This window comes from Paraburkholderia guartelaensis (assembly GCF_004353905.1).
GTDB lineage: Bacteria > Pseudomonadota > Gammaproteobacteria > Burkholderiales > Burkholderiaceae > Paraburkholderia > Paraburkholderia guartelaensis.
Genome location: NZ_SMOD01000020.1, coordinates 1 through 12,083, shown reverse-complemented (window position 1 = coordinate 12,083; position 12,083 = coordinate 1). Strand labels below are relative to the sequence as shown.

Genomic DNA, 12,083 nt, shown 5'->3' with positions numbered 1-12,083 from the left:
TTTCGGTGTCTTGCAGCGATCACGAGACCTTGCCGCTGGTGGCCAGCGCGGCCGTCTGCTCGTGGAAGTAGCGACCGGTATGCAGCGACGAAGGCCCGAGGCGCGCGTACTTGAACATCAGCGTGATCTCGATGATGAAGAGCAGCGTGTAGAAGATCACGAAGCCCGCGATGCTCAGCATCACGTCGCCGGGTGCGAGGCTCGAAGCCGAAAGACGCGTGGGCAGCACTTCCGCGATGGTCCACGGCTGGCGGCCGGTTTCCGCGACGACCCAGCCGAACTCGGCGGCGAGCCACGGCAGCGGGATCGCCACCAGCGCCCAGCCGAGGAACCAGCGGCGGCTGTCCTTGAGCAGCGAGCGCTGCGCGCAGAACCAGAAGGCGAGTACGAAGGTCACGAGAAAGAGGATGCCGAGACCCACCATCACGCGGAACGACCAGAACACCGGCGCGACGGCCGGAATCGCCGTTCGCGACGCGGCCCTGATCTGCTCGGACGTCGCGTCGACCACGTTCGGCGTGAACCGCTTCAAGAGCAGGCCGTAGCCGAGATCGGCCTTGTGCGCCTCGAACACGTCGCGCGTTTCGGTGTCGGCGGTGCCTTCCTTCATCTTTTGCAGCGCGGCGTAGGCGAGCATGCCATTGCGGATGCGCACCTCGGCGCGGCCCATCAGGTCTTTCAGGCCGATCACGGGCGTGTCGATCGAGCGCGTGGCGATGATACCCATCAGCCAGGGAATGCGGATCGCGTAGTCGGTGCGCTCTTCCTTCTGGTTAGGCAGGCCGAATAGCGTGAACGGCGCGGGGGCGGGCGCGGTTTCCCATTCGGCCTCGATGGCGGCGAGCTTGACCTGCTGCACCACGCCGTCGGTGTAGCCCGATTCGTCGCCGAGGATCAGCACGCATAGCGTGGACGCAAGGCCGAAGCCCGCGGCGATCGCGTACGAGCGCAGCGCGAACTCGACGTCGCGCCGGCGCAGCAGGTACCACGACGAAATGCCGAGCACGAACATCGACGCCGTCACGTAGCCGGCCGAAACCGTGTGCACGAACTTCACCTGCGCGACGGGGTTGAAGATTACCGCGAACAGGCTGGTGAGTTCCATGCGCATGGTTTCGTAGTTGAACGACGCGCCCACGGGGTTCTGCATCCAGCCGTTGGCAATGAGAATCCACAGTGCCGAGAGGTTCGAGCCGAGCGCGACGAGAAACGTGGTGAAGAGGTGCGCGCCTTTCGACAGGCGATTCCAGCCGAAGAAAAACACTCCCACAAAGGTCGATTCGAGGAAGAACGCCGCGAGCCCTTCCACGGCGAGCGGCACGCCGAAAATGTCGCCCACGTAGTGCGAGTAGTACGACCAGTTGGTGCCGAACTGGAACTCCATCGTGAGGCCGGTGGTGACGCCCATCGCGAAGTTGATGGCGAAGAGCTTGCCCCAGAACTGCGTCATGTCCTTATAGATCTCCTTGCCGGTCATCACATAGACGGACTCCATGATGACGAGCAGCCACGAGAGGCCGAGCGTGAGGGGCACGAACAGGAAGTGGTAGAGCGCGGTGATGGCGAACTGAAGACGCGAGAGTTCGACCGATTCAATCGTGGGCATGACGGTCTCCTCGCGGGGGCGGCATGGTCTGGGATTGGGACGCTGACGGCTTGAGCGCCGTAGACTCGGGCACGGCCAGGATGGCCTGCGCGACAGCGGCAGGCGGCATGTTCATGTCTTCTGCCTGCGGGTGATTGAAGAACGCGTATTTGAGCGCCACCAGGAGGACGAGCTTGACGGCGAGAACGAGGGCAATATCGCGCGCGAAGGTGGGGCCGCGCATCCACTGGAGGATGCGCGTGCGCAGCAACGACGATGTGCGCTGGCGTTGACCGGATGCCGGGATCATGGCGACAGGTGCCCTCGAACGCGGTACGAGGCCAGACCGCGGCGCGGACTCTGGCTCACCACCTCGAAATCATCTTAGGGTGGAATCAGCGAGGCCGGTGCGAAGGTGCGCAGCTTGCGGGGCGCGCAAAAGAAAAAACCCCGTTCGCAGGAACGGGGTTTTCGGTGTGCCGTTGAGACCTGGCGGCGACGCTTACGCGTAGTCGGCGAGCGCGGTGCGCATCTTCTTCATGGCGCTCGCCTCGATCTGGCGAATGCGCTCGGCCGAAACGCCGAACTCGTCGGCCAGTTCGTGCAGGGTCGAGCCGCCCGAACCGTCGTCGTCCACATTGAGCCAGCGCGCCTCGATGATGCGGCGGCTGCGTGCGTCGAGCGCTTCCAGGGCGCTCGCAATGCCGTCCGACTGCAGGCGGTCGCGCGAACGTGCGGCGAGCACGGCGCTCGGCTCGCTGTGCGAGTCGGCGAGCCAGGCGATCGGGGCGAACGACTCTTCGCCGTCTTCGGTCTGGCCTTCGAGCGCGATGTCGGCGCCCGAGAGGCGCGTTTCCATCTCCACGACCTCTTCGCGCTTCACGTTCAGTTCCTGCGCGAGGCCGTCGATTTCTTCCGGCGTGAACGACTGCAGGCCCTGCTTGTGGCTGCGCAGGTTGAAGAACAGCTTGCGCTGCGCCTTGGTCGTGGCGACCTTCACCATGCGCCAGTTGCGCAGGATGTATTCGTGGATCTCAGCCTTGATCCAGTGCATGGCGTACGACACGAGGCGCACGTTCTGCTCGGGGTCGAAGCGCTTCACGGCCTTCATCAGGCCGATGTTGCCTTCCTGGATCAGGTCGGCGTGCGGCAGGCCGTAGCCGAGATAATTACGCGCGATCGACACCACGAGGCGCAGGTGCGAAAGCACCAGGCGGCGCGCGCCTTCAAGATTGTTCTGCTCGCGAAACTCGGTCGCGAACTGACGCTCTTCTTGCGGCGTCAGCATCGGGATCCGGTTCACGGCCTGAATATAGGCGTCGATGTTGCCCAGCTGGCCGGGCAACAGGGAAGCATTCGCGAGCGCCAATGAGCCCCCGGCCTTGGCCGACGACGGGCTCAGCGTACTCGGAAGGGTCATGGTCATTGCGTTGCTCACGTAGCGAACTCCTCAGGAATCTTGCAAAAGTCAGACACCGACTCCACGGTGGATGTTAGCACTCTGAATCCCCGAGTGCTAATACTTGGAGTCTGTAGGGGCTTCAAGGTTCCTTGATTCCTATCGAAATGGTTGTATCGATAGATTACACTAAACGCCGGCAGTCAAGCAGGGCGGGGCCTGGCGCCCGGCGCAGGCCCGCGCAGGGGGCAGGCCGAAGGAACACTCTAGAACGGGACAGCAGTCCGGCGCGAAGGGCACGGGAAATAAGGGGTGGACTCAGCGACGCTCGAAGGGCCGCGCAGCGCCAGGACCTTGCCACAGAATCTGAGAAATAGACATCGGACAAGGCGGAAAGTGCTGCGCTGCGACATCCGGGCGCGGCCGCGGGGATGTCGCTACTGCCAGGCGCAGTTTTCACCGGGCGCGTGGCCTATGCACCATACATGGAGGCGATGTCTTTGATCGCAAGTATCCTTGCGCCAAAACCTGGTATAAATTTCAGCCAGACGTATGCAGAAAATCTTCGGCGGAGATCTGCGCTCAGGCGCGGGCCAACGCGCAAGGGGCTCGAGCGATGGCGGCAAAATTAATCGATGCGATTCGCGGACTTGAGCGCGAGCGCTTTCGCGCGATGGTCGACGGCGACGGCACGTCGCTGGACCAGTTGCTGTCCGATCACGCGACCTTCGTCCACACCAACGGCAAACGCGAGACCAAGCAGCAGTTCATCGAGGCGATCACAGCGGGCCGCCGACGCTACCGCCAGATCGAGATCCAGTCGCAGGACGTGCTGCACGCGGGCAACGAGGCCTGCGTGGTCTCCGGCCGCGTGCTCATCGAGATGGAAGCGAACAACGGTGCGCTGCTCTTTCCTATTGCCTATACGGCGATCCAGACGCAGGAAGGGGGACACTGGCGTCTGCTCGCATGGCAGGCGACGCGTTGCGCGATCGAGTGATGACCGGTAAGTCCACTCGCTGAAACGCTGCTTAGGCGCTTCAGGCGCACGCCGGCGGCCCGTTTTGCCGCCGGCGCTCAACAATGCCGCCGATTTCCCTGCTGAAACTCAAACTGCTTCGCGCTTTGCGCGCGATACGCGCGCAAAGCGTCAGGCCGCCGCGCGCCGATCCACATGCGGCCAGACCGCGCGATTCACCGCGCTGACCACTGCCGCGACGCACGCATGGACCGCGTCCTCGCCCACGCCCACGCCGTGGCGCAGTGGCTGGCCGCCTACGCGTGCGCCGACGAACACTGCTGTGCCGCCCTGCGACGTGCGCTCGGTCTCGAATGACGTGATTTCAATGTGCTCGCCGGCCATTGCCGCGATGGCGGCGGCGACGGCTTGCGCATGCGCTTCGTCGATGCTCGCGCCAGCCGGCATCGCCACTTCACGGCCTTCCCAGCGCACACGACCCGAACCGGCGTTGACAGCCGGCCCGCGCGTTTCGAAGTACTCACGCGCGAAGAGTGCGCAGACCGCATCGCCCGTGATCTCTTCACCCGACGTATCGGCGACGGTCTGCACGGCGTGGCTGAACTCGATCTGCACGCGGCGCGGCGGCGTGAAACCCATGCCGCGCTCGAGCAGATAGGTCGCGCCACCCTTGCCCGACTGGCTGTTCACGCGGATCACGGCGTCATAGCTGCGGCCGAGATCGGCGGGATCGATCGGGAGATAGGGCACTTCCCAGACGGCGTCGGGCTGCTGCTGCGCGAACCCCTTGCGGATCGCGTCCTGGTGCGAGCCCGAGAACGCCGTGAACACGAGGTCGCCCGCGTACGGATGGCGCGGATGCACGGGCAGCTGGTTGCAGCGCTCGACGACGCGGCGCACGGCGTCGATGTCCGAGAAGTCGAGGCCCGGGTCGATGCCCTGGGTGTAGAGGTTCATCGCGAGCGTGACGAGATCGACGTTGCCGGTGCGCTCGCCGTTGCCGAAGAGGCAGCCTTCGATACGGTCCGCACCCGCGAGCAGCGCCATTTCGGCGGCGGCCACTGCCGTGCCGCGGTCGTTATGCGGATGCACCGAAAGCACGATGCTGTCGCGGTACGCGAGATTGCGGTCCATCCACTCGATCTGGTCGGCGTAGACGTTGGGCATCGCCGCTTCGACGGTCGCCGGAAGATTCACGATCATCTTGTGATCGCGCGTCGGGCGCCACGTCTGGGCCACTGCGTCGCAGACTTCGCGCGCGAAGGTCAGCTCGGTCATGCTGAAGGTTTCGGGCGAATACTGGTAAATCCAGTGCGTTTGCGGGTTCTTGTCGGCGTGTTCGCGGATGATGCGCGTGCCTTCGACCGCGAGCGCTTTCACTTCATCCTTCGACTGGCCGAACACGATCTTGCGGAACGACGGGCAGATCGCGTTGTAAAGGTGGACGATTGCGCGCGGCACGCCTTCGAGCGCTTCGAACGTGCGTGCGATCAATTCTTCGCGCGACTGCACGAGCACTTCGATCGTCACGTCGTCGGGAATGCGCTTTTCGTCGATCAGCTTGCGCACGAAATCGAAGTCGGTCTGCGAAGCGGACGGAAAGCCGACTTCGATTTCCTTGAAGCCAATCGCGACGAGCATCTCGAAGAATTCGGTCTTCTGCTCGATGCTCATCGGCTCGATCAGCGACTGGTTGCCGTCGCGCAGATCGGTGCTCATCCAGATCGGTGCGTGCTCGACAGTGCGCGTCGGCCATTTGCGGCCGTTCAAGCGGATGGCGGGGAAGGGGCGGTACTTCTCGGCGGGATTACGCAACATGACGAGCCTCGTTCTTCATGGTGTCGTTTGCGATGGCGGTCGGCAGCGGGCGGTTGGCGGGCTGGCGACGGAGCACGATGCGCGAAACTTCACGCGTACGGGCGGCAACCTCGGACGCGAAGAAGACGGCCACGGTGACGGCGGTAACCGGCGCGGCGAAAGCGGACGTGAACGATGCCCATGCAACGTGCATTTTGACCTCGCGACTCGTCCGAACGGTAAGCGGACGAATGCAGACGACAGGTTGTAGAGATACTGCGGATTTGGGGTACTGCGAAAACTGCTTTGGGAGGACCGCGGTGACCGGAGGAGGTGGTCGTTGCGGCGCTACACCAGCGTTAGGCTAGGCGTAGCGATAGGGCCGATAGTCGGCCGAGGGTAATTCGGAGGGTGTTCGGGTAGGAACGCATTCGTCCAATGTAAATCAGGGCGGACGCGCGTGTCAACAGCGAATTTGCAGAATAGCCGCGTGAAGATGCCTGAAGATGGCAGACGAAGCACGCCGATTCGCTTGTGGCGGGGCGCGCGGGTTGCCCGCCCCGCACGGTTTTCAGCGGATTGGGCGACGTGGTTCCTGGTCGATCGTCAGCGCTTTGCGATGCGCTTGATCGTCTCGATCTGGCGCGTGATCGCCTCGGGCACCGGCGCTTCGCCGCGCAACACGGCGTCGATCCAGGCGGCTGTAGTCGGTGCGTCGCGGCCTTCGGGGAGATCGATTTCGGGCGCGCCAGGCGACGAGCGCTCCGGTTCGACCAGCGTTTCGCAGATGCCGTCGTGCAGCCAGTCGACCTGCACCTGGCGGCGGGTGTCGGCGACGGCTTCTCCCTCGGTGCCGCGCGCGAGCAGCGCGCCGCCCACCGCCGCTTCCGGATGCGCCGCGAAGAGGGCGCTCAGGCTTTCGCGGTACGGCGGGTGCGTGTAGTTCACGAGACGCAGGCCCGGCTCCGCGAACGGCTGCAGCAGCTTCACGAGCGTATGCGTGGAGTTGCGCACGCCCATGCGCCGGCGCATCGAGAGCAGGCGCGCGAGTTTGGGCGCGAGTGTTTCGATCGACGAAAACGCTACGCGGCTCGACGCCAGTTGCGCCTCGATTTCGGCGTGATCGCGTGCTTCGGGACGATTCAGCGCCGCGAAGATTTCCGCGCTCGTCACGCGGCCCGGATCGGTGACGACGCCGTGCACGAGCGTCGGCACGCCTTCGCGCGCGAGCAGCAAAGCGAGCAGCGGCACGAGATTCGGCTGCTTGCGCGCGCCGTTGTAGCTTGGGATCGACACAGGCCGATAGTCTCCTCGCGGCACCGCGAGCGGAGTGAACGAGGCGTGCGCAGCGGAGAGCATGGCGGCCAGCTCATCCGCGGTTTCGCCCTTGAGGCGGTAGGCGAGCAGCACCGCGCCGAGTTCCAGCTCGGGCACGCGGCCGTCGAGCATGGCGGCGTAGAGGGCGTGCGTATCTTCGGACGAGAGCGAGCGGGCGCCGTGCGGTCCGCGGCCGATCTCCTTGATGAAGCGGGCGCACGGAAAGATGTCGGTGGAGTCGGCGGTGGTCATGGGCGAGCGCGATTCGTTCGACGGCGTGCGGCGGGCCGCCGTCATATTGAAATGGGGATGCGAGAAGTATCGCACGAGCACGCCGTGCCTCGCCGGGCACGCCCGCGCCCACCTGGGCGACCCGCTTGAAGACTCCGCCGCGCATGCGCACCGTCGCGCGTTACACTCGCGATTGTTCTGACGGCGCAAGCCGTGCGATAGACAGGCCCCCGTGCCTCGCGCACGCCCCATTACAAAGACGGAGAACTCCATGACGTACGTATTCGAACCGGCGGCGCTCGCCTCGGTGCCGGTGGCAGGCACCGACACGCGTTTCCCGGTGCGGCGCATCTATTGCGTTGGCCGCAACTACGAAGCGCATGCGCGCGAGATGGGCCACGATCCGAACCGTGAACCGCCGTTCTTCTTCTCCAAACCCGCCGACGCCGTGCTCTACGTTGCGCCCGGCTCGACCGCCGAATTTCCGTACCCTGCGCAATCGCAGAACGTGCACTTCGAAATGGAACTCGTCGCGGCCATCGGCAAGGGCGGCAAGGACATTCCGGTCGCGAGCGCGCTCGACCACGTGTTTGGCTACGCGCTCGGCCTCGATATGACGCGCCGCGACTTGCAGGGCGAGGCGAAGAAGCTCGGTCGTCCGTGGGATACGGCCAAGGGCTTCGACCACTCGGCGCCCATTGGCCCGATCCATCCGGTTTCCAGGATCGGTCAGCTCGCGAAAGGCGAAATCTGGCTCGCGGTCAACGGCGAGGAGAAGCAGCGCTCCGACATCTCGCAGATGATCTGGCCGGTTGCCGACACGATTGCGTTCCTTTCGACGCTGTTCGAGCTGAAGGCCGGCGACCTGATCTATACGGGCACGCCCGAAGGCGTGGGCGCCGTGGTCAAGGGCGATCTGATGACGGGCGGTGTGGCAGGCATCGGCGAATTCGCCGTGCGGGTCGTCTGAGCGGCGCAGACCGCATCACGATTCAAGAGGAGCAAGAGAGGAGCATGAAGCTTTACAGCTATTTCCGCAGTTCGGCATCGTATCGAGTGCGCATTGCGCTGAATCTGAAGAACCTGCCGTACGAGTACGTGCCGGTTCACCTCGTGCGCGACGGCGGCGAGCAGCTCAAGCCGGCCTACCGCCAGGTGAATCCCGACGCGATCGTACCGTCGTTCGTCGACGACGAGGGGCACACGCTTCAGCAGTCGCTCGCGATCATCGAGTATCTGGAAGAGACGCATCCCGAGCCGCCGCTGCTGCCGAAGTCGCCGATCGATCGCGCTCACGTGCGCTCGCTCGCGCTGCAGGTGGCGTGCGAGATTCATCCGGTGGACAACCTGCGCGTGCTCAAGTACCTCAAGCACACCGTGGGCGCGGACGACGCGACGAAAGACGCGTGGTATCGCCACTGGATCGAGGCGGGCTTCGCGACGCTCGAACAGCGGCTCGCCAGCGATCCGCGCACCGGCAAGCTCGCTTTCGGCGATACGCCGAGCGTCGCCGATCTTTGCATCGTGCCGCAGGTCTACAACGCGAACCGCTTCAAGATCGACACGACGCGTTACCCGACCATTCAGCGCATCAACGACTACGCGCTCACGCTCGACGCGTTCGCGCGCGCCGCGCCGGGTGTGCAGCCGGATACGGAGTGAGCGTCTGACCGGCTTACGCTGGCCGCACCAATGAAAAAGGGCGTCGTTCGTGAGAACGACGCCCTTCGTACATCTAAAGCCGGGTAATTACGCGCTATCAGCTGCCAAGCAGCGCGTCGGCGAACTCTTCGGCCACGAACGGCTGCAGGTCTTCGACCTTTTCGCCCACGCCGATGAAATACACGGGGATCGGGCGTTGCCGCGCGATCGCCGCGAGAATGCCGCCCTTGGCGGTGCCGTCGAGCTTCGTGACGATGAGGCCGGTGAGGCCGAGCGCGTCGTCGAAGGCCTTGACCTGCGCGAGCGCGTTCTGGCCCGTGTTCGCGTCGATCACCAGCAGCACCTCGTGCGGTGCGCCGTCGAACGCCTTGCCGATCACGCGCTTGACCTTCTTCAGCTCGTCCATCAGGTGCAATTGCGTGGGCAGGCGGCCCGCGGTGTCGGCCATCACCACGTCGATGCGGCGCGCGCGCGCGGCGCTCACGGCGTCGAAGATCACCGCGGCCGGGTCGCCGCTTTCCTGTTGCACGACCGTCACGTTGTTACGCTGGCCCCAGATGGCGAGCTGTTCGCGCGCGGCGGCGCGGAACGTGTCGCCGGCGGCGAGCAGCACGCTCTGGTCGAAGCTTTGCAGATGTTTGGCGAGCTTGCCGATGCTCGTGGTCTTGCCCGCGCCGTTCACGCCCGCGATCATCATCACGAGCGGCTGCGCGCGGCCGAGCATGAGGGACTTTTCGAGCGGCTTGAGCAGGCCGATGAGCAGCTCGCGCAGGGCATTCTTCACCTGCTGCGCGTCGGTCAGGCGCTCGGCGCGTACCTTCTGGCGCAGCGTTTCGAGCAGATACTCGGTCGCATCGACGCCCGCATCCGACATCAGCAGCGCCGTTTCGAGCTCTTCGTAGAGATCGTCGTCGATCTTCGCGTTGACGAAGATGCTCTGGATATTCGAGCCGGTTTTCGAGAGCCCCGACCTCAGGCGCTTGAGCCACGATTGTTTGGCTTCGGGCTCGAGCGCGGGCGGCGGGACGATTTCGACGGCTTCCGGTTCGTCGTTGTCGTCGGCGGCTGGCTGCGGCTCGGCCGGAGCGGTCATTGCCGGTGGAACGGACGGTGCGGGCGACTCAGGTGACGCTTGGCGCTCCGCGCTGGCGGGCGCGTCAATGGCCTCGTCCGGCGCCTCGAGGGTGGCTTCGTCCTGCACGTTTTCGGCCGGCGCGTTCTCGGCATCCTTCGAGCCGCGGAATCGTTTGAAGAAACTGAACATGGTCTGGGGTGGGTCAGGCGCGCTGCGGGTCGGACCGAGGGGCGGTCAGCGACGGCATGGGAAGAGGTAACGCGCGGAAAACACGGCATTTTATCAGGCGCGTTACCTGGAGTCGCTGCGGCATCGCCGTGGGGTCCCGCCGTAGAGCGTTGCGGCGCGCACAAGGCACCTGCGCGCCCCTGTGGTAACGTGCGCGCATTGGAGGGCGCGATGCGAAAGCGTCGAACCTCACAGTCGAGTTCCGCCGGCAAATTACCTGCCAGCGGTCAAATGCACGCAGCCGTACGATCCAACGCATGACCCGTTCCTCATCTTCACGTGGCCAAGGCGGCCGCTCCAGCCAGTCCGATCCGCGCTCACGTGGCGGCGGTGGCGCGCACACAGTCCGCATCATCGGCGGCGACTGGAAGCGCACGCCGCTGCCGGTGCTCGACCTCGATGGTCTGCGCCCGACCCCCGATCGCGTGCGCGAAACGGTCTTCAACTGGCTTGGCCAGCGCCTCGACGGCCTGCGTTGCCTCGACCTTTTCGCGGGCAGTGGCGGCCTCGGCTTCGAGGCGGCCTCGCGCGGCGCCGCACGTGTCGTGATGGTGGAGCGCAGCGCGCGCGCTGCCGCGCAGCTGCGCTCGAACCAGGCGCGCCTTGGCGCCCGCATGATCGAAATCGCAGAAGCCGACGCACTGCGCCTCGCGGCCAATCTCGCGCCAGGCTCGTTCGATGTGGTGTTCCTCGATCCGCCGTTTGGCGACACCGCGCTGCTCGAGCGCTCGCTCGAACTCGCCGCGCCGCTCGTCGCCCCGGACGGCTGGCTTTACGTGGAGTCGGGTGAGCAGATCGATCCGGCTGCGCGGCCCGCATTGGCGGGCTGGAGCGTGGTGCGCGAGGGCCGGGCGGGTGCGGTTCACTATCATTTGCTGCAGCGCGAAAATGAGGAATAATGCGCGTTCGATAAGAAGCGGCGGGCGGCTTGGCCGTCACGCACGCACGTGTGCATGCATCGCCACGGCACTGCATTGCGCCCCATTTCTGTTGAGAGGAGAAGCCTCATGGTAGTCGCCGTGTACCCCGGTACCTTCGATCCGCTCACGCGCGGTCACGAAGATCTCGTGCGGCGCGCGTCGAGCATTTTCGACACGCTGGTAGTCGGCGTTGCGGACAGCCGCAACAAGAAGCCTTTCTTCTCGCTCGACGAGCGGCTCGAGATTGCCCACGAGGTGCTCGGCCACTATCCGAACGTGCAGGTCATGAGCTTCAAGGGGCTCCTGAAGGACTTCGTGCGCACCAACAACGCACGCGTGATCGTGCGCGGCCTGCGCGCGGTATCGGACTTCGAGTACGAATTTCAGATGGCGGGCATGAACCGCTACCTGCTGCCCGACGTCGAGACGATGTTCATGACGCCTTCGGACCAGTATCAGTTCATTTCGGGCACGATCGTGCGCGAAATCGCCCAGTTGGGCGGCGATGTGAGCAAGTTCGTGTTTCCGTCCGTGGAAAAGCGCTTGCAGGACAAGGTGGCCTCGATGGGCGGCCCGGTTTAGAAGGCGTGAACGCCCCGATGGGCAGTTCAAACTCCTCCACTTGTGGGCGGCTAAATTCCCCCAGGCAGGACGAGCGGATTATGCGTCGGATTCCTCAGTGACGGCAAGCCTGGCAGCGGCTTCACGGAGACGATAGCTCTTGCCTTCAAACTCGAGGAGTTTGGAGCGATGCAGCAGACGGTCAAGGATCGTCGAAGCCATGGTGCTGTCGCGAAGGTAGCGCCCCCAGTCCTGGACGACGCGGTTGGACGTGACGAGGATGCTGCGGCGTTGCTTGTAGCGTTGATGGACGAGGGTCTGCAGCAGTT

The 12,083-nt window shown here is 64.8% G+C and carries 13 protein-coding genes; 5 read left to right on the top strand and 8 right to left on the bottom strand.

Annotated features, from left to right (window positions below; genetic code table 11):
• Positions 1–19 precede the first annotated feature (19 nt).
• The 3 genes from E1N52_RS24415 to rpoH form a co-directional block, all read right to left on the bottom strand.
• Positions 20–1,606, bottom strand: a complete 1,587-nt coding sequence (locus tag E1N52_RS24415) for a cytochrome ubiquinol oxidase subunit I (RefSeq protein ID WP_133185300.1) — start codon at positions 1,604–1,606, stop codon at positions 20–22.
• Positions 1,593–1,895 carry a cytochrome oxidase putative small subunit CydP gene (gene cydP, locus E1N52_RS24410; protein ID WP_246089202.1) on the bottom strand — a complete coding sequence of 101 codons (303 nt, stop codon included), beginning with the start codon at positions 1,893–1,895 and terminating at the stop codon, positions 1,593–1,595. Before cydP ends, E1N52_RS24415 begins: the two co-directional genes overlap by 14 nt.
• A gap of 192 nt (positions 1,896–2,087) precedes the next feature.
• Positions 2,088–3,023, bottom strand: coding sequence for an RNA polymerase sigma factor RpoH (gene rpoH / locus E1N52_RS24405; RefSeq protein ID WP_069264904.1), 936 nt, complete (start codon positions 3,021–3,023; stop codon positions 2,088–2,090).
• A gap of 577 nt (positions 3,024–3,600) precedes the next feature.
• Here rpoH and E1N52_RS24400 point away from each other — a divergent pair.
• On the top strand, positions 3,601–3,984 hold the full coding sequence (locus E1N52_RS24400; protein WP_042270104.1) for a nuclear transport factor 2 family protein: 384 nt from the start codon (positions 3,601–3,603) through the stop codon (positions 3,982–3,984).
• A 150-nt stretch (positions 3,985–4,134) separates the two neighbouring features.
• On the opposite strand, the gene leuA is transcribed toward E1N52_RS24400, so the two are convergent.
• The 3 genes from leuA to ybiB all read right to left on the bottom strand — a co-directional run bounded on the left by leuA (position 4,135) and on the right by ybiB (position 7,329).
• A complete protein-coding gene (gene leuA / locus E1N52_RS24395) occupies positions 4,135–5,781 on the bottom strand; it encodes a 2-isopropylmalate synthase (RefSeq protein WP_133185299.1) in 1,647 nt (548 codons plus the stop codon).
• Positions 5,771–5,974, bottom strand: a complete 204-nt coding sequence (locus E1N52_RS24390) for a hypothetical protein (RefSeq protein WP_110854400.1) — start codon at positions 5,972–5,974, stop codon at positions 5,771–5,773. The genes leuA and E1N52_RS24390 overlap by 11 nt, the downstream gene beginning before the upstream one ends.
• 392 nt (positions 5,975–6,366) lie before the next feature.
• Positions 6,367–7,329, bottom strand: a complete 963-nt coding sequence (gene ybiB / locus E1N52_RS24385; RefSeq protein WP_133185298.1) for a DNA-binding protein YbiB — start codon at positions 7,327–7,329, stop codon at positions 6,367–6,369.
• Positions 7,330–7,579: 250 nt separating this feature from the next.
• Here ybiB and E1N52_RS24380 point away from each other — a divergent pair, with 250 nt between their 5' ends.
• Positions 7,580–8,278, top strand: coding sequence for a fumarylacetoacetate hydrolase family protein (locus E1N52_RS24380; RefSeq protein ID WP_133185297.1), 699 nt, complete (start codon positions 7,580–7,582; stop codon positions 8,276–8,278).
• A gap of 44 nt (positions 8,279–8,322) precedes the next feature.
• Positions 8,323–8,970: a maleylacetoacetate isomerase gene (gene maiA, locus E1N52_RS24375; protein WP_133185296.1), complete on the top strand. Its 648-nt coding sequence runs from the start codon at positions 8,323–8,325 to the stop codon at positions 8,968–8,970.
• Between the two features lie 97 nt (positions 8,971–9,067).
• Here maiA and ftsY read toward each other — a convergent pair whose 3' ends face one another.
• On the bottom strand, positions 9,068–10,234 hold the full coding sequence (gene ftsY / locus E1N52_RS24370) for a signal recognition particle-docking protein FtsY (protein ID WP_133185295.1): 1,167 nt from the start codon (positions 10,232–10,234) through the stop codon (positions 9,068–9,070).
• Between the two features lie 296 nt (positions 10,235–10,530).
• Between ftsY and rsmD the strand changes: the two genes are divergently transcribed.
• Together rsmD and coaD are read left to right on the top strand one after the other, a co-directional pair.
• Complete coding sequence (gene rsmD / locus E1N52_RS24365; protein WP_133185294.1) at positions 10,531–11,172, top strand: 16S rRNA (guanine(966)-N(2))-methyltransferase RsmD; 642 nt, start codon at positions 10,531–10,533, stop codon at positions 11,170–11,172.
• A gap of 108 nt (positions 11,173–11,280) precedes the next feature.
• Complete coding sequence (gene coaD / locus E1N52_RS24360) at positions 11,281–11,775, top strand: pantetheine-phosphate adenylyltransferase (RefSeq protein WP_133185293.1); 495 nt, start codon at positions 11,281–11,283, stop codon at positions 11,773–11,775.
• Positions 11,776–11,853: 78 nt separating this feature from the next.
• Here coaD and E1N52_RS24355 read toward each other — a convergent pair.
• Positions 11,854–12,083: ATP-binding protein (locus E1N52_RS24355; protein ID WP_165979312.1), on the bottom strand; the 230-nt coding region annotated here is incomplete at its 5' end.

Excerpts from the sequence above, each read along its gene's own strand:
- E1N52_RS24415 (WP_133185300.1), bottom strand. The coding sequence starts at position 1,606 with ATGCCCACGATTGAATCGGTCGAACTCTCGCGTCTTCAGTTCGCCATC.
- cydP (WP_246089202.1), bottom strand. The coding sequence starts at position 1,895 with ATGATCCCGGCATCCGGTCAACGCCAGCGCACATCGTCGTTGCTGCGC.
- E1N52_RS24400 (WP_042270104.1), top strand. The coding sequence starts at position 3,601 with ATGGCGGCAAAATTAATCGATGCGATTCGCGGACTTGAGCGCGAGCGC.
- leuA (WP_133185299.1), bottom strand. The coding sequence starts at position 5,781 with ATGTTGCGTAATCCCGCCGAGAAGTACCGCCCCTTCCCCGCCATCCGC.
- E1N52_RS24390 (WP_110854400.1), bottom strand. The coding sequence starts at position 5,974 with ATGCACGTTGCATGGGCATCGTTCACGTCCGCTTTCGCCGCGCCGGTT.
- ybiB (WP_133185298.1), bottom strand. The coding sequence starts at position 7,329 with ATGACCACCGCCGACTCCACCGACATCTTTCCGTGCGCCCGCTTCATC.
- E1N52_RS24380 (WP_133185297.1), top strand. The coding sequence starts at position 7,580 with ATGACGTACGTATTCGAACCGGCGGCGCTCGCCTCGGTGCCGGTGGCA.
- maiA (WP_133185296.1), top strand. The coding sequence starts at position 8,323 with ATGAAGCTTTACAGCTATTTCCGCAGTTCGGCATCGTATCGAGTGCGC.
- ftsY (WP_133185295.1), bottom strand. The coding sequence starts at position 10,234 with ATGTTCAGTTTCTTCAAACGATTCCGCGGCTCGAAGGATGCCGAGAAC.
- rsmD (WP_133185294.1), top strand. The coding sequence starts at position 10,531 with ATGACCCGTTCCTCATCTTCACGTGGCCAAGGCGGCCGCTCCAGCCAG.
- coaD (WP_133185293.1), top strand. The coding sequence starts at position 11,281 with ATGGTAGTCGCCGTGTACCCCGGTACCTTCGATCCGCTCACGCGCGGT.